This is a genomic window from Nonomuraea sp. NPDC049684 (assembly GCF_044465345.1).
Classification (GTDB): Bacteria; Actinomycetota; Actinomycetes; order Streptosporangiales; family Streptosporangiaceae; genus Nonomuraea.
In genome coordinates, this window is sequence record NZ_JBITLO010000015.1 from 204,894 (window position 1) to 223,414 (window position 18,521).

At 71.3% G+C, this 18,521-nt stretch carries 23 protein-coding genes and 1 pseudogene; 15 read left to right on the forward strand and 9 right to left on the reverse strand.

What is annotated here, in order from left to right; translation table 11 throughout:
* Positions 1-9 precede the first annotated feature (9 nt).
* Positions 10-1,044, forward strand: coding sequence for an alpha/beta fold hydrolase (locus ACIBST_RS37830; protein WP_397178377.1), 1,035 nt, complete (start codon positions 10-12; stop codon positions 1,042-1,044).
* On the opposite strand, the gene ACIBST_RS37835 is transcribed toward ACIBST_RS37830, so the two are convergent.
* On the reverse strand, positions 928-1,827 hold the full coding sequence (locus ACIBST_RS37835; protein ID WP_397178378.1) for a MerR family transcriptional regulator: 900 nt from the start codon (positions 1,825-1,827) through the stop codon (positions 928-930). The two genes, ACIBST_RS37830 and ACIBST_RS37835, sit on opposite strands and share 117 nt — an antisense overlap.
* A 22-nt stretch (positions 1,828-1,849) precedes the next feature.
* Positions 1,850-2,659, reverse strand: a complete 810-nt coding sequence (locus ACIBST_RS37840; protein ID WP_397178379.1) for an alpha/beta fold hydrolase — start codon at positions 2,657-2,659, stop codon at positions 1,850-1,852.
* A 199-nt stretch (positions 2,660-2,858) separates the two neighbouring features.
* Here ACIBST_RS37840 and ACIBST_RS37845 point away from each other — a divergent pair, with 199 nt between their 5' ends.
* Positions 2,859-3,176, forward strand: coding sequence for a hypothetical protein (locus ACIBST_RS37845; RefSeq protein ID WP_352330818.1), 318 nt, complete (start codon positions 2,859-2,861; stop codon positions 3,174-3,176).
* A gap of 309 nt (positions 3,177-3,485) precedes the next feature.
* Here the strand turns inward: ACIBST_RS37845 and ACIBST_RS37850 are convergent, their stop codons facing one another.
* Positions 3,486-3,788, reverse strand: a complete 303-nt coding sequence (locus tag ACIBST_RS37850; protein ID WP_397178380.1) for a hypothetical protein — start codon at positions 3,786-3,788, stop codon at positions 3,486-3,488.
* Between the two features lie 131 nt (positions 3,789-3,919).
* On the opposite strand from ACIBST_RS37850, the gene ACIBST_RS37855 reads away from it, so the two are divergent.
* Complete coding sequence (locus ACIBST_RS37855) at positions 3,920-4,345, forward strand: nuclear transport factor 2 family protein (RefSeq protein WP_397178381.1); 426 nt, start codon at positions 3,920-3,922, stop codon at positions 4,343-4,345.
* Between the two features lie 48 nt (positions 4,346-4,393).
* Here ACIBST_RS37855 and ACIBST_RS37860 read toward each other — a convergent pair whose 3' ends face one another.
* Positions 4,394-5,449: a DUF2867 domain-containing protein gene (locus ACIBST_RS37860; protein ID WP_397178382.1), complete on the reverse strand. Its 1,056-nt coding sequence runs from the start codon at positions 5,447-5,449 to the stop codon at positions 4,394-4,396.
* Between the two features lie 82 nt (positions 5,450-5,531).
* Here ACIBST_RS37860 and ACIBST_RS37865 point away from each other — a divergent pair, with 82 nt between their 5' ends.
* From ACIBST_RS37865 to ACIBST_RS37875, 3 genes are all read left to right on the forward strand, one after another.
* On the forward strand, positions 5,532-6,110 hold the full coding sequence (locus tag ACIBST_RS37865; RefSeq protein ID WP_364421278.1) for a TetR/AcrR family transcriptional regulator: 579 nt from the start codon (positions 5,532-5,534) through the stop codon (positions 6,108-6,110).
* Positions 6,111-6,175: 65 nt separating this feature from the next.
* Positions 6,176-6,901, forward strand: coding sequence for a class I SAM-dependent methyltransferase (locus ACIBST_RS37870; RefSeq protein WP_397178383.1), 726 nt, complete (start codon positions 6,176-6,178; stop codon positions 6,899-6,901).
* A gap of 229 nt (positions 6,902-7,130) precedes the next feature.
* A complete protein-coding gene (locus ACIBST_RS37875) occupies positions 7,131-8,357 on the forward strand; it encodes a cytochrome P450 (protein ID WP_364421274.1) in 1,227 nt (408 codons plus the stop codon).
* Positions 8,358-8,432: 75 nt separating this feature from the next.
* Here ACIBST_RS37875 and ACIBST_RS37880 read toward each other — a convergent pair whose 3' ends face one another.
* Positions 8,433-8,906 carry a hypothetical protein gene (locus ACIBST_RS37880; protein ID WP_397178384.1) on the reverse strand — a complete coding sequence of 158 codons (474 nt, stop codon included), beginning with the start codon at positions 8,904-8,906 and terminating at the stop codon, positions 8,433-8,435.
* A gap of 184 nt (positions 8,907-9,090) precedes the next feature.
* Here ACIBST_RS37880 and ACIBST_RS37885 point away from each other — a divergent pair, with 184 nt between their 5' ends.
* On the forward strand, positions 9,091-9,720 hold the full coding sequence (locus ACIBST_RS37885; protein WP_397178385.1) for a hypothetical protein: 630 nt from the start codon (positions 9,091-9,093) through the stop codon (positions 9,718-9,720).
* 191 nt (positions 9,721-9,911) lie between these two features.
* On the opposite strand, the gene ACIBST_RS37890 is transcribed toward ACIBST_RS37885, so the two are convergent.
* The 3 genes from ACIBST_RS37890 to ACIBST_RS37900 all read right to left on the reverse strand — a co-directional run bounded on the left by ACIBST_RS37890 (position 9,912) and on the right by ACIBST_RS37900 (position 12,166).
* Positions 9,912-10,244 carry a transposase gene (locus ACIBST_RS37890; protein WP_397178386.1) on the reverse strand — a complete coding sequence of 111 codons (333 nt, stop codon included), beginning with the start codon at positions 10,242-10,244 and terminating at the stop codon, positions 9,912-9,914.
* 95 nt (positions 10,245-10,339) lie between these two features.
* Positions 10,340-11,464 carry a hypothetical protein gene (locus tag ACIBST_RS37895; RefSeq protein WP_397178387.1) on the reverse strand — a complete coding sequence of 375 codons (1,125 nt, stop codon included), beginning with the start codon at positions 11,462-11,464 and terminating at the stop codon, positions 10,340-10,342.
* A 258-nt stretch (positions 11,465-11,722) separates the two neighbouring features.
* Positions 11,723-12,166 (reverse strand): SRPBCC family protein, encoded by a 444-nt coding sequence (locus ACIBST_RS37900; protein ID WP_397178388.1) that lies wholly within the window; start codon positions 12,164-12,166, stop codon positions 11,723-11,725.
* A gap of 518 nt (positions 12,167-12,684) precedes the next feature.
* Between ACIBST_RS37900 and ACIBST_RS37905 the strand changes: the two genes are divergently transcribed.
* The 8 genes and pseudogenes from ACIBST_RS37905 to ACIBST_RS37940 all read left to right on the forward strand — a co-directional run bounded on the left by ACIBST_RS37905 (position 12,685) and on the right by ACIBST_RS37940 (position 17,727).
* Positions 12,685-12,891 carry a TetR family transcriptional regulator gene (locus ACIBST_RS37905; protein WP_397178389.1) on the forward strand — a complete coding sequence of 69 codons (207 nt, stop codon included), beginning with the start codon at positions 12,685-12,687 and terminating at the stop codon, positions 12,889-12,891.
* A 38-nt stretch (positions 12,892-12,929) separates the two neighbouring features.
* A pseudogene (locus ACIBST_RS37910) lies at positions 12,930-13,028 on the forward strand (hypothetical protein); the annotation flags it as partial.
* A gap of 37 nt (positions 13,029-13,065) precedes the next feature.
* Positions 13,066-13,272 carry a TetR-like C-terminal domain-containing protein gene (locus tag ACIBST_RS37915; RefSeq protein ID WP_397178390.1) on the forward strand — a complete coding sequence of 69 codons (207 nt, stop codon included), beginning with the start codon at positions 13,066-13,068 and terminating at the stop codon, positions 13,270-13,272.
* A gap of 12 nt (positions 13,273-13,284) precedes the next feature.
* The gene (locus tag ACIBST_RS37920) at positions 13,285-13,545 is read left to right on the forward strand and encodes a hypothetical protein (RefSeq protein ID WP_397178391.1); all 261 of its coding nucleotides are present in this window, start codon (positions 13,285-13,287) and stop codon (positions 13,543-13,545) included.
* Positions 13,546-13,773: 228 nt separating this feature from the next.
* Positions 13,774-14,139 (forward strand): hypothetical protein, encoded by a 366-nt coding sequence (locus ACIBST_RS37925; RefSeq protein WP_397178392.1) that lies wholly within the window; start codon positions 13,774-13,776, stop codon positions 14,137-14,139.
* Positions 14,140-14,478: 339 nt separating this feature from the next.
* The gene (locus ACIBST_RS37930; RefSeq protein ID WP_397178393.1) at positions 14,479-16,326 is read left to right on the forward strand and encodes an ABC transporter ATP-binding protein; all 1,848 of its coding nucleotides are present in this window, start codon (positions 14,479-14,481) and stop codon (positions 16,324-16,326) included.
* A gap of 218 nt (positions 16,327-16,544) precedes the next feature.
* Positions 16,545-16,796, forward strand: a complete 252-nt coding sequence (locus ACIBST_RS37935; protein ID WP_397178394.1) for an NUDIX domain-containing protein — start codon at positions 16,545-16,547, stop codon at positions 16,794-16,796.
* Between the two features lie 109 nt (positions 16,797-16,905).
* Positions 16,906-17,727, forward strand: a complete 822-nt coding sequence (locus ACIBST_RS37940) for a hypothetical protein (protein WP_397178395.1) — start codon at positions 16,906-16,908, stop codon at positions 17,725-17,727.
* Positions 17,728-18,291: 564 nt separating this feature from the next.
* Here the strand turns inward: ACIBST_RS37940 and ACIBST_RS37945 are convergent.
* Positions 18,292-18,489, reverse strand: coding sequence for a hypothetical protein (locus ACIBST_RS37945; RefSeq protein ID WP_397178396.1), 198 nt, complete (start codon positions 18,487-18,489; stop codon positions 18,292-18,294).
* Positions 18,490-18,521 lie beyond the last annotated feature (32 nt).

Here is an 18,521-nt window from a genome sequence, read left to right on the forward strand (position 1 = left end):
CAGGACCACATGACCACCGCTCCACGGCCGTCGTCCGGCCGCCGCCTGGCCCGATCCGCGCGCACGGCGGCGTCCGTCGCGCTCGCCCTCCTGCTCGCGCTCGGCGTCACGGCCTGTTCGACGCCGGCCGCCGCTCCCCCGCCCGCCTCCCACACCACCGCCACCCGGGACGACCCGCGCTTCGGCAGGACGTTCCGGCACGAGTTCGCCGACGTGGACGGCGTGCGCATGCACTACGTGAAGGGCGGGACCGGCACGCCGGTGGTGCTGATCCACGGCTGGCCCCAGACCTGGTACGGCTGGTGGCCGATCATGCCGGACCTGGCCCGGCACCACACCGTCTACGCCGTGGACCTGCCGGGGCTGGGCGACAGCGAAGGCTCGCCCACCGGCTACGACAAGGCCACGCTGGCGGGGTACGTGCACAAGCTGATCGCCGGACGGCTCGGCGTCCGGGACGCCGCCGTCGTCGGGCACGACTTCGGCGCCGCGGTGGCGTTCCAGTACGCGAGCCGGTTCCCCGCCGACACCGCCCGCCTGGGCTACCTGGACCTGCCGCTGCCCGGCCCGGCGGTCGACGCGGCCACGTACCGGTCGCTGAGCTGGCACATCGCCTTCCACTCCCAGCGCCGGGTGCCCGAGGCGGTGGTGGGCGACGACGTCCGCGAGTACCTGGCGCTGTTCTACCCCCAGGTCTCCTACGGCGGGCCGGCGTTCGGCGGCACCTCGGAGCGGTCCCCGTTCACCGACGCCGAGATCACCGAGTACGCCCGGACCTACCGCCGTCCGCAGGCCCTGTCGGGCGGCTTCGAGCTCTACCGCGCCCTGGACCAGGACGTGCGCGACACGACGGCGGCGGCGCCGGTCCGCGTCCCGGCGCTGCTCATGACCGCCCAGGGGCAGCTCGACGCGATCCGGGCCACGGTGTCACCGCGCCTGACCAGGATCGTGCGCGCGGTGGACGTCCCGCGCGCCGGGCACTGGCTCGTCGAGGAGAACCCCGGGTTCGTCACCGCGGAGCTGGAGCGGTTCCTCGACGGCTGACCCGGCCCAGGACGGCGGGTCCACGCGCTCCAGCTTGCTCCAGCCGCTCCAGCCCCGCCGGCGCAGCAGCTCGATCAGGCGGCGGGCGGGCGGGACGGCGTCGAAGGCCAGGGCGTCCATCAACCGGACGAACTGCGGCTCCACGTCGAGGTCGTCGACGTAGCCCGCGGCCCGCTCACCGGTCAGCCGGGTCAGGCAGGCGGCCAGCTCACCGGCCAGCTCCGCCAGCCGGGGGTCGTCGGCGGACCGCGTGAGGGCCTGGCCCAGGATGCGGAAGAAACCGACGAAGTCCGGGTCGTCGAGCTGCGCCCGCTTGCGGGCCATCCACTCCGGCACGCGTCCGGGCGAGTGGGCGGCCAGCAGGATCCAGCCGTCGCGTTCGGCCTGGACGATCCGCTCGTCCACGCCGAGTGCCCGCAGCCGGTCGAGGTAGCCGACCACCTCCGGCGGCAGCGCCAGGCCGTCCCCGGCGGCCAGCCGGGCGATCCGCTCCCGGTGGCGCTGCCGCCGCCGGATCTCCTCGCGCAGCCGCCGGTCGACGTCGGCGAGCGCGGCGGCGAACTCCTCCCCGCCGGCCCGCAGCAGCTCCCGCACCCGCGCGAGCGGCACCCCGGCCTCGGCGAGGGTCCGGATCCTGATCAGCTCGACCGCGGCGGCGGCGTCGTACCTGCGGTAGCCGTGGCGGTCGCGCTCGGGCTCGGGCAGCAGGCCCTTGGCGTGGTAGTGCCGCACCGCCCGCACGGTCACCCCCGCATACGAGGCCAGTTCGCCGATGGTCAGCATGGGACCAGCCTTCCAGAGGTCGTCAAGAAGCCGCCTTCCGGATGATCCGGGCGATCTCGGCGGCGTGCGTGAAGACCAGCCCGTGGTCGGCGTCGAGCCAGGTCGTGGCGATGCGCGGCTGTCGCCGGACGAGCCGGTCGATCCCGGCCCGCCAGTTCCGGTTGAACCGCTCGGCGGGCCCGCCGCCCGCTCCCGCCATCGAGGTCGACATGATCATGCTGATCGGCCGGTCGATCAGCGGGTACCGGGACAGGATCCCGGAGCGGACCACGTCGATCTCGACGTTCAGGTCGAGGATCTGCCGGGCGGTGAGCAGCACCTGGCGCGGGGTGCCGCGCCGGCTCCGCTGCTGCGCGGCCAGCTCCTCCCACATCGCGCGGAACTGCGGCAGGACGTCCTCGGTGAGGAACGGCTCGGGCACCGGGTTCGCCCCGTCGATCAGGACGAGCCCGGCGACGCTGCCGGGATGCCGGGCGGCGTGGTGCACGGCCAGGTCGGCCCCCAGCGAGTAGCCGACGAGCACGGGGGCCTCGCCGAGACCGAGGCGGCCCACCCGGTCCATCACGGCGTCCAGGTCGCCGCGGAACGCCTCGAACGAGTACCGGTCGGCGGCCGGGGTGCGGCCGTGGCCGCGCAGGTCGAAGGTCACCACGTCGTGGTCGCGCCGCAGCAGCTCGATCAGCTCGCCGAGGTCGGCCTGGGTCGCGTTCAGCCCGGGGCACAGCACCAGCGGGCGGCCCCGTCCGCCGCGGGACAGCGGGATGGCGAGGCCGTCGTGGTGGGCCGTCAGGTCGCCGGACGGCGGGGGGTTCGTACTGGTCGTAGCGGTCATGCCACCATGCTTCGGCATTGACCCTGCGTCAGGGGAAGAGCGCCGGACGCGGCCCGGGGGCGTGCGTTCTCCCGGTTCGGCATGATCCTGCTAGCCTGATCGCCGTTTCTGCCGGAGGGCGGGAGCCGAGACGATCGTGTGCCCCGGCGGCCCCGAGCCGCTCGGCCCGCGCCGCCACGACGTCTGGGGCCGAGTGACGATGAGCGCGGAAGAGGATTTCCTGCAGGTCGGCGCCGAGCTGGCCGACCTGGGGGTGCGGATCTCCAGGATGATGGGCCGTCCGGCGCTGAAGGATCAGGCGGGCAAGGTGTTCGCCAGCCTGCAGCGTGACGGCGCGATGGTGTTCCGGCTGGTCAGGGACACCCCTGAGCACGCGGCCGCGCTGGAGCTGGCCGGGGCGCGCCTGTTCGATCCCTCGGGCGAGGGCAGGGTGGTCAAGGACTGGGTGGTCGTCCCGCACTCCTCGGCCGGGCAGTGGACGGATCTGGCCGAGGCCGCCCTCAGCCGCCCCCGCTGACCGGCCGGCGGGGGCCGCTCGACGGAAGTGATCACGATCAACGGGATCACCAAGTCCGGTCGCCCCGCTCGACGTCGGCCCTGGCAGCGCAGAACGGCCACGCCGTCGAAGGCGAGCACCACGACGCCGATCCCGGAGAGGAACCCGGCAGCGCTCCCGGCGACCGCGACGGTCGTACCGGTGATCGGCGTCAGGAACCGGGCGCCCCTACCGCGCGGCAAGGTGGCTCCGCCGGCAGGACGGCGGTCAGCGTCGCCGGGTGGGCGCCGCGGCGGAACGGCGAGAGGCCCTCGACAGCCTCATAGAGGGTCACGCCGAGGGAGAACAGGTCACTGGCCGGGAGCCCGAGGGTTCCGCGCAGCCGTTCGGCGGCCATGTACTCGGGTGAGCCGCCGCCCCCCGCGTATCGAGGCGCTCCTTCAGGAACCGGCCGCCGGCCAGCGCCATCACGATCCAAGGCAGGCCGCCGGGGACGACGTCGTGGACCGCGACGACGTTCTCATGCGCCCGCAGCCGGACGGCGTTGCGCGCCTCGCGTGCGCCGCGCTCCAGCCGCCGATCCTGCTCGGCCTGCGGCAGACCGACCGGCAGCCGCAGTTCCTTGCTCGCCACATCGACGTCCAGCAGCTGCTCGTGAGCGCGCCCGCCCTGCCCGAACCCGCCGTCGCCCAGCCCGGCGTCCCGTGGCGCGCGACGCCTCCCGTATGCTGTACGGTACGTTGTACGCCTTGAGGAGGAGCAGCATGTACCAGCCGAGCGCCGAGGAACTGAAGAACATCGATGATTGGTTCGCCGCCTACGACGCCCTGGCCGAGGAGGGCGCGATCGAGCAGCTCGCCGACCTGGCGGTCTTCCCGATGAACGTGGCCACCGACGTGCCCGGCGGCCACGCGAGCGTGCGCCAGTGGACGCGGGCCGAGTACGTCGAGGCCATGAAGCAGTCCATGGGCGGCGGCACCGCCGGGCTCGACCTGCGCTCGACGCGCACCCCGCGCTTCGTCAGCCCGAACCTGGTGGTCGTGGAGACCGAGGCGACGATGACGATCGAGGGCGAGGAGCACCGCATGCACTACGCCGACCTGCTGGTGCGCACCGAGGACGGGTGGGCGTTCCAGACCATGGTCCAGGGCGGCTGGGGGCACGGCTGGCCGGCCGCCAGGCGCGGCTGACCCCGGCGTCGCAGGTCAGGGCGCAGCGCCGGCAGCCCTGCCCTGGCGCTACCGGGCGCCGCCGCGGGCCATCCTCGCGGCGGCGTCCCGGAGCAGCCCGGGAGCCAGCCGGCGATGGATCGCCGACAGCGGCGGCCACACGACGCGCCCGAGCCCTCGGTCATAGCGCAGGAGGGTGGTCAGCGACACCCGCCCGTCCGCCACACGTACGACGAGGTTGGCGGTCAGGAACCAGGACGCGGTCTCCAGCCGGATCCAGCCGTCGCCACGTGCGGTGATCCGCCATCCGGCCACGGTGGCGGGCGATCGGCCGCGGGCCAGTCGGAGCCCCAGGAGACCCCGCCAGATCAGGCGTTCCGCCGCGCTGGGCACGTCGCCGAACATCGCCCGCGCCCACTCCTCCGCCGTCCCCCCGTCGCGGTCGTTCGTGGTGAGGGCGAAGTGGTCGGCGTAGTCGACGACGGGCAAGGAGCTCAGCGCGCGGACGGACGGCGGGATGCCGTCCGTCCCGACGGCCGACTCCAGGGCGCCCGCCTCGCGCTCCAGCCAGGCGCGCTCCAGCCGCCGGACGAAGCCCGGCAGGACGAGGGTCCGGCGGAACGGCGTGATGGCGGCCATGTAGCAACGTCCCAGCAGGCCGTCGGGGCGTACGAGGACGGCCATGCGGAGCTCGTGCCCGCCGCCGGCGGCCGGCGCCCACGCCAGGTGCATCACCGCGTGGACGGTGCGGTTCGCCAGTTCCAGCGCGCATTCGTCGTCCAGCGCGTAGACCGGGGAGAACGGCGCCAGGCCGGCGTCGGAGCCGCGCGGGGCGCGGCGCAGGTCGGCGGGCAGGCGCTCGCACAACGACGGGACGCGCCTTCCGACGCCCGCCGACGCCCTGTCCCAGCCGAACAGGGCGCCCAGCTTCCAGCGCGCCGCGAGCAGCAGCCGCAGCGGCAGGGGGCCGCCGCTGGAATCGCGCATCGCGGCGAGCGCGGCGGGGAAGTCGTGCGGTCCGGCGCCGGGGGTGCGGATCGCCCAGACGTCCTCCAGCTCGAAACCTTCGGCGATGTCATGGATGCGCCAGGGGCGGCCGGTATGGGCGGCGTTCGCCAGCCTCATGATCCCTCCCTATCTATACGCTGCCGTATATACTGAGGTTAACCACGGTTATACGGTGGCGTATACATATCGTCGGAGTGAGGTGGCACACACTGTGGGCGCGGTCCGTACGACCCGGGAGGGGTGGATCGAGGAGGGGTTGCGGGCGCTGGCCGCCGGCGGCCCGGACGCGGTGCGCGTGGAAGCGCTGGCCAAGCGGCTCGGCGTCACCAAGGGCGGCTTCTACGGCTACTTCGCCGACCGGGAGGCGCTGCTGGAGGCGATGCTGGACACCTGGGAGCGGGAGAGCACCGACGAGGTGATCGAGCGCGTCGAGCGCGAGGGCGGCGACCCGCGGACCAAGATCAGGCGCGCCGGCGTGCTCACCTTCTCCGGTGACCGCCTGCTGCCCATCGACCTCGCCGTCCGCGACTGGGCCAGGCGCGACGAGGCGGTCGCCGAACGACTGCGGCGGGTGGACAACCGGCGCATGGCGCTGCTGCGCGAGATGATCGGCAGCTTCTGCGCCGACCCCGAGGAGGTCGAGGCCCGCAGCCTCCTCGCCTTCTGCGTGGCGATCGGCGAACACTTCCTGGCCGCCGACCACGGCGGCCGCACCCGGGCGCAGGTGCTCACCCGGGCGGCCGCCCTGCTGCTCGACCTCGACAAGGCGGAGGACTGACCGGGCCTGGGCGCGCCCGGCCGCCTCTCGGCGCACCTCGTGACGCGGGGGCCAGAATGACCCCTATGACGACGATGCCCGGGAGCAACGCCTACGACGCGATCGCCGAAGGTTACGCGGCCGAGAACGAGACCAGCCTCATGAACGCGTACTACGAGCGGCCCGCGATGCTGGAGCTCGCCGGTGACGTGACCGGCCGGCGCGTCCTCGACGCCGGCTGCGGATCGGGCCCGCTGTTCGCCGAGCTGCGCGCTCGGGGCGCCGTCGTGACCGGGGTCGACGCGAGCGCCGGGATGCTGGAACAGGCCCGGCGGCGGCTGGGCGACGACGCGGACCTGCGGGTCGCCGACCTGACCGAGCCGCTGCCCTTTCCCGATGAGGCGTTCGACGACGTCGTCGCGTCGCTGGTGCTGCACTACCTGGAGGACTGGGGGCCGGCGCTGGCCGAGCTGCGACGCGTGCTGCGGCCCGGCGGCCGGCTGCTCGTCTCGGTCGAGCACCCCTTGGCCATCACCCTCATGCAGCACAAGGCCGGGGAGAGGCCCGCCTACTTCGGGACGCGCAACCGGGTCGAGGAGTGGACCATGGGCGGGCAGACCAGCCGGCTCAGTTTCTGGGACCGGCCGCTGCACGCGATGACCGAAGCCTTCACCACGACGGGCTTCCGCATCGGCGTCATTAGCGAACCGCCGTACGCGCCGGAGGCCCGCGAGCTGTTCCCCGAGGAGCTCCGCGAGATCTCCGGGCCGAGGTTCCTGGGCCTCCTGTTCTTCGTCCTGGAGGCCGGCTGAAGCGCCGGACGTCGGGACGTCACGCGGACGGCGACCAGGTGGGTGGCGCGCGCCGGCTCCACGACCGAGTCGGCGGCGCAGGTCCTGCGGCCCCTCGGGGCCGTCAAAGCAGGCGCTTGACTTAATGGGGCGCGCGGCGGTTACTGGACATGACAAAGGAGCGTGCTGGTGCGTCAGGCGGGGAGTCGATGAGCGCCGTCCGGGGCCGACGAGCGGAAGGAAGACCGTCATGACGGCGATCCCAGATCAGGACATGTCCGGCACGTTGCCCGAGTTTCCCGGCGTCAGAGCGGCGGCGTGCCCGTTCGACCCGCCGCCGGCCCTGCAGGCGCTCCGGCAGGACGCGCCGCTCACCCGGGCACGGCTGCGCGACGGCGGCACCGTATGGCTGGTCACCGGCTACGCCGAGCAGAAGGCGGTGCTGAGCCATCCGCAGGTCAGCTCCGACGTCACCCGGCCCGGCTACCCGCTGCCGATCCTGGCGCCCAACCGGCCCGACAGCGCGATCAGCTTCATCCTCATGGACGACCCCGAGCACCACCGGCTGCGCCGCATGGTGCAAGGGGCGTTCACCGTCAAGCGGGTCGAGACCATGCGCCCGGCCGTCCAGCGCATCGTCGACCGCCTCATCGACGACCTGCTGGCCGGGCCGAGGCCGGTGGACCTGGTGGAGGCGTTCGCGCTGCCGGTGCCGTCGCTGGTGATCTGCGAGCTGCTCGGCGTCCCGTACGCCGACCACGGCTTCTTCCAGGAGAACAGCCAGATCATCGTCAAGCGGGACGTGTCGGTCGAGGACCGGACGGCCGCGGGCGGGCGTCTGCGGCAGTACCTGGACGAGCTCGTCGGCGACAAGCTCGTCCACCCCGGCGACGACCTGCTGTCCCAGGTGGCCGCCCGCGTCACGGCGGGCGAGCTGACCAGGCAGGAGGCCGCCCAGATGGGCGTGCTGCTGCTCGTGGCCGGTCACGAGACCACCGCCAACATGATCGCCCTCGGCACCCTCGCGCTGCTGCGCCATCCCGGCCAGCTCGCCCTGCTGCGCGAGAGCGACGACCCCGCGCTGATCGCGGGCGCGGTGGAGGAGCTGCTGCGCTACCTGAACATCACCCACGGCGGACGCCGCCGGGTGGCCAAGGAGGACATCGAGATCGGCGGCCAGGTCATCCGCGCGGGCGAGGGCATCATCGTGGCCAACGACATCGGCAACCGCGACCCCGAGATCTTCCCCGCCCCGGACGAACTGGACGTGCGCCGCGACGCCCGCCGGCACGTGGCCTTCGGCTTCGGCGTCCACCAGTGCCTGGGCCAGCCCCTGGCCCGGCTGGAGCTGCAGGTCGCCTACGGCACCCTCTACAGGCGCGTCCCCACCCTGGCCCTGGCCACCGAGTTCGAGAAGATCCCCTTCAAGCACGACGGCCAGGTGTACGGGGTGTACGAACTCCCCGTGACCTGGTGACCGCACCGGCCGCTGCACGCCCGCGGCCGCCGGAGGGCCGATGAGGGCGAAGGTCGCGATCAGTTCGGCTGGTCCTCATCGAGTCGGTGTTCGGCTGGTGACGGCCTCCTCGATCCGCTCCACCGCGGTGATGGCGCCGAAGCCGAGCAGGTGCACCAGATCGGTGGCGGAGGTCGTGGTGTGCCATGCGGTGACGTCCGTTTCGGTGATGTCGTGTGGGCTGCGGGCGGCCAGCAGCGCGAGTCCGGCGGCGGGCCGGTCGGCTTCGGGAAGCCGGGCCAGCCGTTGCGTCAGCCACGCGCCCTGCGGGAAAGGGCCGGATTCGGCGACCGCGGCCCGGAGAACGTTCCGGCTCGGCTCGCTCAGGAGCGAGGCCAGCACTGCACGACGTGCGGCTACCACCGGGATGAAGCCCCCTTGGACGCGCCGCCCACCGACCACGCCGCCGACGCCCACGAGCGCCAGGCCGACGAAGCAGGGTGCCCTGATGGCCGTTCCTGACGCCCCGGCCGATGCCCTTGAAGTGGCGCGGGCCTGGCTGGAGAACATGGCCGAGCGGCACGCCACCGGCGGAGCCGCCGACCTGGCGCCGCCCCGCGTCCGTGCACTGGGTGAGTATCCGGGGGTGGGGCCCCGGCCAGACACCCCCCAACCGCACACTGCCCCGGCAACGGGCTGGTCGCGGCGGGCATTCTCCCGATTGCGAATTCTTCGATCACGCTACGATGACCCCATGGCATTGCTCTACCAGGCAACGCTTTCGCCTACGAAGCTTGAGCTGCTGAGCGACTGGTTGCCGGGACGCCCCTGGTACACCGGGCCGGTCGGCGAGATGCGGCAGATGGCCTCCTTCCGGTTCGACGACCCGGCCGGCGCGGTCGGGATGGAGACGATACTGGTCCGGGTCGGCGACGGCCCGGTTCATCAGATGCCGCTCACCTACCGCGAGGCGCCATTGCCCGGTGGCGAAGCGTGGCTGCTGGGCACTGCCGAGCACTCGGTGCTGGGTATGCGCTGGGTTTATGACGCGGTCGGCGATCCTGTCTACGCCGCGGCACTGGCGGCTGCGATCATCGGCGGCACGGGCCAGGCCGAGAAGCTGGTGCAGGTCAATGGCCGTTTGGTGCGTCGCGAGCCTGATATGAGCGTCGTCGGCGGTGGAGATGAGGCAGTGGTGCTGCCAGCGGTGGGAGGCATCGAGCGCGTCACCGAGGACGACCCGACGGTGATCGTGACAGACACGATCGAGCTGGTCGTCGCCCGCCGACTCGACGCCGGCGTCGAGCTCGCGGACGTGGTGCTACGCGGTACCTGGCCAGGTCAAGAGACGCTGGTGCCACTGGCGTCCGCGAGACTTCGCTGACGCCTACGAGACCGCGGCTCGGGTCGCGATGCGAGCTCCGCCGAGCGGACAGGACGTTGAGAAGCTGATTCGGAATGCTGCAACTGGGACACCGCCCCTGGCGAGCCGGACACGACGCCTACCATGACCGCATACGCCACGCCTTCGACGAGCCCTATGCGCTCGTTCATGCCTTTACCGGCACGTCGTCATTACAGGAAGCGGCCCCGGTCAGCTTCATGATGTTCGGGTAGGTGCGCACCAGGCGGGGACAGCGGATCCGCCCAGGTGGCCAGCCGTCCGGCGTAGCCGTGGTCGGCCCGGACCAGGCCGATGGTGGAGAGCTTCTCGCGCAGCAGCGCCAGGAGCGGGTGCGCGCCATCGCGGTCCCGCACCGACGCGGCGTTGACGATCGCGCGCAGCGGCAGCCCGAGGGTGTCCACCACGAAGTGCCGCTTCTGCGCCTTGAGCTTCTTGCCCGCGTCGTTCCCGCAGGCCGCCGCGCCAACGGGCTCGGCCGCCCGGGCCGTCTGGGAGTCGTGCACCCCGCCGCCGGCAACTCCGCCCGGCCGGCCGGCAGGCGCAACCGACCACGCAGCCTCCCCGCCGGCCGTTCGGGCGGACCACACCACTATCCACATCATCCAAGCCGACGCCGCCGTAAATCGGGTAGTTGCTTGGACGTCACCCGGGCAGGTGAAGGCGTGCTGCCACGGTCTCCAGAAACCAGGCTGAACGTTCGTCGGTTGGGTCGAGGTCTGCGCGTGCTGCGGCCGACCAAGCGTCGCAGGATGGTCAGGTACTGGTCGAGCAGGTGTGCTTGGTGGTCGGGTGGCAGGTTCGGGAGGGCGGGGTCGGCTTTGAGGAGGCGGTCGGCGATGTAGGCCGCGGTGTAGTAGCGGCGGGCGGTCGGCTGCTGGTGGGCCAGGTGGGTGACGTGGGCGTCCAGGACCCGGCGGATCGCGTGATCGCCCTTCCAGGTCTGGCCCATACCGTTGTTGTCCGCCATGAGGCTGAGCAGGCGGCCGGTGTGGTCGATGAGGTCATCGTCCGGGTCTGGTGCGGTGATGGCCTCATGGACGTCGGCGGCTTTGGCGACGGCGCCAACGTAGTAGCCGTTGAGGATGTCGCCGTCGATGGCCTCGCGCAACAGCCAGGGCCGGGCGGCGAGTCCGCCGACCTCGCACAGAGCCTCGACGATGTAGACCCGGCCCCACCTCGCGGTGCGCCGGGCGAGCCACAGGAGCGCTCCGGCGCCGCCCATCCGCCGTTTCAGGGCGTGTGCCGCCAGGAGGCCGAAAGTCCCCGACAGCAGGCCGATGTGCTTGATCAGGTCGATGTCCTGCTCGTCCCAGTCGGACGCGAGCAGGGCGAGGCCGATGATCGTCGCGCACTCGTCAGGGCTGTTGCGGACCAGCCGGCGACCGGTCTCCTGGACTCGTTCGAGGTCGGCGCGCAGCGCGGCTGCGGTGATGTGCTCGTTGAAATGGATGGGCACGTCGACGTCGTGAAAGGCCCAGGTCAAGTCCCGTGGGGCGGCGCCGGGGCGGGTGAAGAACGCATCCAGGATCGCGGCCGCTCCGGCGCCCTGGCGTCGTCTGTCGTCTTGTGACTCACGGATCCGCCTGCGAGGGGCATCGCTGACCGGGTACGGCCTACCGTCATTCGGGAGCGCGGCATCGGGATGCAGGCGGTGGAGCCGTAGAGCGTGGTCGTACAGGCTCGTCTGGTTGCCGAGCGGTCCAGGCTCGGGCGTCTCGCTCACAGGCGGACGGAGGACTCGATTCTCTTGATCATGCGCCCAGCATAGGCCCACGCGACGAGAGAATGTTCAGGAGCCGCTCCCCAGGGGGCGGGGACGTCATGCCGTGAGATCAAGAAGGGCAGCCCCGCGCACGCGGGCCTTGCGATGCGCCTCGCCGAAGAGCACGTCCAAGGCCAACCAGCATCGGCTCGCCGCACTGTTGGCTACCGACGAGGAACCCCGTGTAGTCCTTCTACGCCGACGCCCTGGACGGCGTCCTCAAGCGGCCCGGCGGCTTAACCCCACGGCCAGCCGGCGGACGTCCGCACGGATCGAGCGCCGCAGCAACCACCTGAGCACCGGCTCCAGGGCCCGCTCGGAGCCGGTGCGCGGCGTGACGCGCACGTGGAAGGTGAAGCGGCACCGTTCCTCGCCGAGCGGTTCGACGAACCTGCCGCCCTCGGCGACGATTCCCGAGGTGGTCCGCCAGGCGAACGACCGGCCCGGCTCCACGGCCACGACCTCACCGCCGTTGCGATAGGTCCTGCCCGCGAACCGCATGATCTCGGCGGTGGTCGTCCCCACCCGCACGAGTCCCTCGGACGACGGCGCCATCGTCTCGACGCCCTTCCGCCACCGCGGGTCCTGCCCGTAGTCGGCGACCACCGCCCACACCCGCGCGGCGGAGCAGTCGATCACACCGCCCTCTCGAAGCTCGATCATCCCGCCACGATACTGCCGGCGGTTCTGTCACGGTTCGCGGCGTTCCAGCAGGTCGGCGGAGTGGGCGGGTGGCGCGATCCGGGATGTCGGCAAGACGTGTGTCATCACGTACACGCATTCGCGTTTCGCCTGGTGAGAGTGCACCGGAGTACGGCCGGAACGGACCCGCGTGTGACGATCCGGGCTCGGACATCGTGGGACACTCGTGGACGTCGCGACGGTCGTCCAGGCGGGCCGCCTACGGCGCGTGCCGGTCGTCAGGCCGTCCCGGCTGGTCAGGGTTCTCGCGTCGCGCGTGCAACTCCGCCCGCCGGTGGTGGGGCACGCCGCCCACGTCCACCGCGTAAGGACGACCTCGGGCCCGCCCAGGAGGCTGTTGGGGGCTGACGAACTGCCACGTCGGCCTCTCGCTCTGCTCGCCGATCTTGCGACTGGTTCGCGCAGGGGCCCTTCCACAGAACGAAACGCTTGCGTTCACTTCGCGAATGTGAACGGTACCGTTTCGATGAGGATCAGCCATGCCGGCGCGCCGACGGGGTGAGATCAGAGAAGAAGCCATCCTGCTCGCAGCCATGAGCCTGCTGAGCGAAGTCGGCTATGACCAGCTGACCATAGAGGCCATCGCAGAAAGGCCCGCGCCAGCAAGGCCGCGATCTATCGGCGATGGCCGGGCAAGGCCGACCTGGTGGCGACGGCCATACGGAGGTACGCGGGAACACCGGTGACCGCTCCCCCCGACACGGAGAGCCTGCGTGACGACCTGGTGGCAGTCCTGCTGAGCCTGCGTGCCAGCCTCACCGGTCAAGACAGCGCGATCATTCTTGGGCTGCTCGTCGCGATGCGCCGCGACCCCGATCTCGCGCAGACCGTACGCCGACACGTCCTCGACCACAAACGCGATGTGTTCGCAGTCGTCATGGCCCGGGGCCATCGAACGAGGCGAGATCCCCGCGACGACGGACCACGCGCTCCTCGCCGAGATCAGCTCGGCCGCGCTGCTGTCTCGTCTCCTGGTCACCGGCGAGCCCCTCGACGACCTGTTCCTGCACACGCTCGTAGACGCGGTGCTGCTCCCCATGCTCAGCCATCAACTCGGACGACGATAAGGACCTCTTGCAATGTGGCAGACGATTCTTCTCAGCTTCTCCGGCAGCCTCGTCGCCGGCAATGGACTGCCCCATTTCATCCGCGGCATCACCAGAAGGCGCTACCCGTCTGGCCTGGGTAATGGGCCGTTTCCCAACCTCGTCGCAGGATGGGCCGGGCTCGTGGTGCGATACCCCGCGCTGTCCTTTGCCTCCATCGGTGTAGGCGTCCTGCTCATCGGTCTGTTCCACGCGGACCCGGGCGCCTTCGGACGCGAGGAGACATCGCAATGAGCGCCCCCATGCTGTGCCCTGCCAAGCGCTCCATACGACGGGTTGCCGTCGCAGACAGGGACCGCCGGGCAGGCGAGTTCCGTCAGCCCGCAGCGCGGCATCGCGCCTGAGGCGCGGTCCTCCGCTCCGCCGCCCAGCCGCCGGCGCCGCTCTCGCGCGAAAAGTGTGCCCGCGAGGTTCCGTCACCATCGCCTTCCGCCTGTGGCGCGTGCGTGCTGAGGTGATCGCATGACCACCATCCACCGGACAGCCGTCGCAGGAATGATCGTGCTGACGCTGGCCCTGGCCTGGACCAGCATCGACATGCAGCGCATCGCGACAGACGGGGCCGCACCGCGGACCCGCGAGTGGATCACCGGCCGGCTGACCGGACTCGCGGTATCACTGCTCGTCCTGGCCGTGCTCGGCACCCGCGTCCACCTGTTCGCGCGTGGTCAGCCGACCGGCTCGCCGAAGTTCGTCTGGGTCGAGCGGGGATTCCTCGCCGCCATGGTCGTGGTGTGCGGCTGGCCCTACCTCCCCGTTGCCGCCGTCTCTTTCAGCTTCGGGGACCTGGGCTCAACGAAAGCGGCGCGGCCTGACGTACGGCCATGACGCTCTTGGGGGCTGTTCCGGGCCCGCCCGAATGCGCATCTGCCCGCCGGCCCTCGGCCACGAGCCAGCGAACGCGTCTCTCTGCGAGATCCTCCAGCAGCCGGGTCCAGAACCACGGTTGCCCGCGTCAAAGGTCCTGCTCACGATCACGTCACCACGTCGCCACCCGGGCGAGAGAGGACGCCGACGGCAAGCGGAAGAAGCACCCCCAGAGAGAACGGAGCCCTATCCGTGACGGTAAGGACCGAACCTGACCCACCACCTGCCGACCCCCCAGGGCAGGCCGCCGCGCAAGAGCCCATCACGGATCCGATCTTCGGAGCAGGCTTCCAATACAGCATGGGATGGGCGCGGCACGAGACCGACATGGCGGTCGGCTTCGGCGTGATCATGCGCAGGCTGCCCTCGCTGATCGGCATCTGCCTGCGGCTGTCCTGGCGGGCCGACCCCGCCGCGCTCCTGATCGTCGTGGTGTGTCAGCTCATCGTCGGCGCCGCGACCGCGTTCGGCCTGCTGGCCACCAACCGGGTCCTGCAGCAGATCCTCACGGCGGGCCCCACCCCCGACCGCGTCGAGGCCGCCGTGCCGGCCCTGGCCCTGGTGGCGGCCGCCGGCATCAGCGTCGCCGTGTTGACCGCCTGGTCCGGCGCCGCCTCCGGCCGGCTCCAGCCGAAGGTCGAGCACCTCGCCTACGACGAGCTTCTCAGCCGCGCCGCGAACGTCGAACTGCTGCACTTCCAGGGCGCCCAGTTCCATGATCTTCTGGAGGCCGCGCAGTACGGAGCCGGGTGGATCGACATCGTCATCGACCAGGTCATCCGCATGCTGAAGGCGCTGATGGGCATGACCGCCGCCGCCGGCGTCCTGGGGGTCTTGCACCCCCTGCTGCTTCCGCTGCTGCCGCTCATCATCCTGCCGCGCGCCTGGGCTCTGGTGCGCTCCACCCTGCGCCGCAAAGCCTCCCGCCTGCGATGGCTGACTCCCCTACGGCAGCAGCGCAGCCTCGCCCAACTCCTGATCGGAGCCGACCCCGCCGAGGAGATCCGCGCACACGCCGCCGGGGACTTCCTGCTGCGCCACCACGACCGGATGGCCCTGCGCTCGGCGCGGGAGCAGGCCCGCCTGGCCCGCGCCGACGCCGGGGGCGAACTACTGGCCGGGGCGCTGAGCGGCCTGACGACGGGCGCCACCTACGTGCTGCTCGGCTGGCTCCTGATCACCGGGCGCATGCAGCTGGCCGCCGCCGGCACCGCCGTCCTGGCCATCCAGACCGGCACCAGCCAACTGAGCAACCTGATCTACTCGATCAACAACGTGTTCGAACACGGCCTCTACACCGAGGACTGGGCCGCCGCCTGCCGCCAGGCCGAGCACCTGGCCATCCCCCGCGACGGCACCGCCCTGCGACGGGCCGACGGTCCCGACCTGATCGAGGCACGCGACCTGCGCTTCAGCTACCCCAACGCCGACGAGCCCGCCATCGACGGCGTCGACCTGACCATCGGACGCGGCCAGATCGTGGCCCTGGTCGGGCACAACGGATCCGGGAAGACGACCCTCGCGAAGCTGCTCACCGGCCTCTACCTCCCCGAATCCGGATCGGTCGCCTGGGATGGCACACCCACCGCCGACCTGGACCGAGCCCGGCTCTTCGACCAGGTGGCCCTGCTGTCCCAGGGCTACGAACGATGGCCCTTCACCGTCTCCGCCAATGTCGCCATCGGCCGTCACACCACTGCCCCCACCCCTGAAGCGCTCGCCTGTGCTGCCGCGGCCTCCGGCGCCACCGATCTCATCGCCTCCCTGCGGGACGGCTGGAACACACTGCTCGCCCCCGAGTACCAAGGCGGGGTCGACCTGTCGGGCGGGCAGTGGCAGCGCATCGCGGTCACCCGCGCGTACTTCCGGGACGCACCCGTGCTGGTCCTGGACGAGCCGACCGCCGCCCTCGACCCCCGCGCCGAAGCCGAGACGTTCGCCGGGGTACGTTCACTTGCCGGCGGACGCACGGTCATCCTCATCACCCATCGCCTGCACTCCGTCCAGCACGCCGACCGCATCTTCGTCCTGCAGGACGGCCGGATCACCGAGAGCGGAAGCCACCAGGAACTGCTGGCTCTCGGCGGCGAGTACGCGGAGCTGTGGTCGTTGCAGGCGGCTCAGTACGGCATGGGCGCCACCCCGTGAACAATGATCACCCGCGTGAAGCACGCACGGCGCGCCCTGTCCTCTGCCGACGCCCGCCGGGCGGCACGATGATCATGTCGACCGTGGCCGACGACCTGCCGCTCTGCATGGCGCCGGGCGGCCGCTGGCGGCTGCTCGGTCCGGAGCCCGGATGGAAGGGTTGAGGGCCCGCCGGGGTTCGTCAGGGGTTGCGGGCAACGGCAGGTCACACTGGCCCCGTGACGTACCCGGACCTGCCCTTCTCCCACGTCAAGATCCGAGTCGGTGGCCTGGTGTTCTGCGGGCGCGAGATCGCGCTGATCCGCCGTGACCGGCCGTCCGGGGCGCTGTACCCCCCACCGGGCGGCAACGTGCATCCCGGAGAGGACCTGGTGAAGGCATTGAGCCGGGAACTCGCCGAGGAACCGCGACTCGACCCCGGCGATGCGCCGGTGCCACAGCTGTACGCCGAGCTCGCCACGGTCGAGTAGGCATGGTCACGTTCCGTTCAGCGCCGTGACGGGAGATGTCGTGTCGCGGGCACAAGGGGTGAACCGGTGGGGCGGCGGTCACGTCCATACGGGTATGAACCGGCGAACGATGGCCTTGGCGCTCGGAACTGCTCTGGCGATCGTCTCCTGTGGCGCTGAACAGGCGAGCCCGGCCACCCGCTACGCCGCGAGCCTTACCGTGCTGGAAGGCGGCGGTCACGGCCCGCAGCTGTGCTCCATGGTGGCCGAGTCGATGCCGCCACAGTGCGGAGGCCCGGACGTGATCGGCTGGGACTGGTCCCGGGTAACGCACGAGTCAGCGAACGGCGTGCGCTGGGGCCGCTACCGGGTGGTCGGCACCTGGGACGGCAGCCGGCTCACCCTCACCTCCCCGCCCGGCGCACCCGAGCAGGCGAGCCGGCCGGATCGAGTCCCGCCGTCCACACCATGCTCCGCCCCCGCAGGCGGATGGAGCCCGGTGGAGCCGGCCAAGGCGACACGTCAGGCCTTGGAGAGCGCGCTGCGACGGGCGCGTGAGGCGGAGGATTTCGCCGGGGCATGGATCGACCAGAACTACAGCGGCCCGCCGCCGACCACAGTCGCCGACTTCGAGGCGCGGGGCGACGATCCACGGCGGCTGATCCTCGATGTCACCTTCACCGGCGATCCGGCAAGGCGCGAGAGATGGCTGCGCGAGGTGTGGGGCGACGCGCTGTGCGTGGGCCGTGCCCGGCACACCTACGACCAACTGCGATCGATTCAGGGAGAACTAGAGCGCGAGGCAGGGTTCGTCTCGGTGGCGGTGGACGAGAGCGCAAACCGCGTCACCGCCGGCGTCTGGGTGGCCGGTGATGACCTGCGTGCCCGGCTCGACGAGCGCTACGGCGAGCAGACGGTCGCGGCCGAGGCCCTCTTGCGGCCCGTCGACTGATGCGGCAGGTCACAACCGAGGCATCAATCCGGACACCCTTCGATTCGCCAAGAAGAGCAGCGTGCGCTTCATCAGCCGATGATCTCCTTCTCAGCACGACAGTCCCTCCCCGCAAGCCCGACCAACGTGCTGCAACGCTCCCCCTTGCTCGCCGGTGCGTCACCGCGCTCGCATGCCTGCCACCCATCAGTCGGGCCTTCAACCTCACAGCGACGAACAACGCGGCGCCAGTCGCGTACCGCCAAGGCTGCAACGGTTGTCTCGGCCGCGGCGAAGAAGACGTACTCTCCGACGCTTATCGACATTGCCGGGGAGATCATCGCGAGCAGAATTCGCGCCACGATGCAGGCCGTTCCGAAAAGAGCCAGGCCTTTGTAGGACCACGTCTTTCGGTTGTGTTCACCTTGTGCCACGTGCAACTTCCCGGCGATCCTCGTTCCGCTGCTGCACAGCACAGCCAGCCGACCGGTCAGGTAGGAGATCAGAGCGGTCGCTCTTCCCGCTTGCGAGCCGATCGCCGCACAGTACCTCACCGAACACGCACCGCTTCGCCGGCGCCCCGCCTCAGCCACGGACGCGCAACTGCCCACAGCCACCACGTTCCTGAACCGCAACGCCGGCTGGCTCGACACTGAACACGAATCCAGAGGGTGGCGGCCTGTTGAGGCGGGCAGTTGTGATCGCGTCCAGGCTGGGGAGCTCCCGCACCTGTTCGGCGTCGCGTTCGGCGCCGGCCTGGAGCAGCTCGTCCTCGGTCACCATGGCCGGGACTGGCCTCCAAGGCACAGCCCTGC

What these genes read in the sequence shown, in the direction of transcription:
- ACIBST_RS37860 (WP_397178382.1), bottom strand. Translation starts at nt 5,449, where the DNA reads ATGAGGCTGGCGAACGCCGCCCATACCGGCCGCCCCTGGCGCATCCAT.
- ACIBST_RS37880 (WP_397178384.1), bottom strand. Translation starts at nt 8,906, where the DNA reads ATGTTCTCCAGCCAGGCCCGCGCCACTTCAAGGGCATCGGCCGGGGCG.
- ACIBST_RS37835 (WP_397178378.1), bottom strand. Translation starts at nt 1,827, where the DNA reads ATGCTGACCATCGGCGAACTGGCCTCGTATGCGGGGGTGACCGTGCGG.
- ACIBST_RS37845 (WP_352330818.1), top strand. Translation starts at nt 2,859, where the DNA reads ATGAGCGCGGAAGAGGATTTCCTGCAGGTCGGCGCCGAGCTGGCCGAC.
- ACIBST_RS37945 (WP_397178396.1), bottom strand. Translation starts at nt 18,489, where the DNA reads ATGGTGACCGAGGACGAGCTGCTCCAGGCCGGCGCCGAACGCGACGCC.
- ACIBST_RS37885 (WP_397178385.1), top strand. Translation starts at nt 9,091, where the DNA reads ATGGCATTGCTCTACCAGGCAACGCTTTCGCCTACGAAGCTTGAGCTG.
- ACIBST_RS37915 (WP_397178390.1), top strand. Translation starts at nt 13,066, where the DNA reads ATGTGTTCGCAGTCGTCATGGCCCGGGGCCATCGAACGAGGCGAGATC.
- ACIBST_RS37925 (WP_397178392.1), top strand. Translation starts at nt 13,774, where the DNA reads ATGACCACCATCCACCGGACAGCCGTCGCAGGAATGATCGTGCTGACG.
- ACIBST_RS37920 (WP_397178391.1), top strand. Translation starts at nt 13,285, where the DNA reads ATGTGGCAGACGATTCTTCTCAGCTTCTCCGGCAGCCTCGTCGCCGGC.
- ACIBST_RS37900 (WP_397178388.1), bottom strand. Translation starts at nt 12,166, where the DNA reads ATGATCGAGCTTCGAGAGGGCGGTGTGATCGACTGCTCCGCCGCGCGG.
- ACIBST_RS37830 (WP_397178377.1), top strand. Translation starts at nt 10, where the DNA reads ATGACCACCGCTCCACGGCCGTCGTCCGGCCGCCGCCTGGCCCGATCC.
- ACIBST_RS37840 (WP_397178379.1), bottom strand. Translation starts at nt 2,659, where the DNA reads ATGACCGCTACGACCAGTACGAACCCCCCGCCGTCCGGCGACCTGACG.
- ACIBST_RS37930 (WP_397178393.1), top strand. Translation starts at nt 14,479, where the DNA reads ATGGGATGGGCGCGGCACGAGACCGACATGGCGGTCGGCTTCGGCGTG.
- ACIBST_RS37870 (WP_397178383.1), top strand. Translation starts at nt 6,176, where the DNA reads ATGACGACGATGCCCGGGAGCAACGCCTACGACGCGATCGCCGAAGGT.
- ACIBST_RS37875 (WP_364421274.1), top strand. Translation starts at nt 7,131, where the DNA reads ATGACGGCGATCCCAGATCAGGACATGTCCGGCACGTTGCCCGAGTTT.
- ACIBST_RS37940 (WP_397178395.1), top strand. Translation starts at nt 16,906, where the DNA reads ATGGCCTTGGCGCTCGGAACTGCTCTGGCGATCGTCTCCTGTGGCGCT.
- ACIBST_RS37905 (WP_397178389.1), top strand. Translation starts at nt 12,685, where the DNA reads ATGCCGGCGCGCCGACGGGGTGAGATCAGAGAAGAAGCCATCCTGCTC.
- ACIBST_RS37855 (WP_397178381.1), top strand. Translation starts at nt 3,920, where the DNA reads ATGTACCAGCCGAGCGCCGAGGAACTGAAGAACATCGATGATTGGTTC.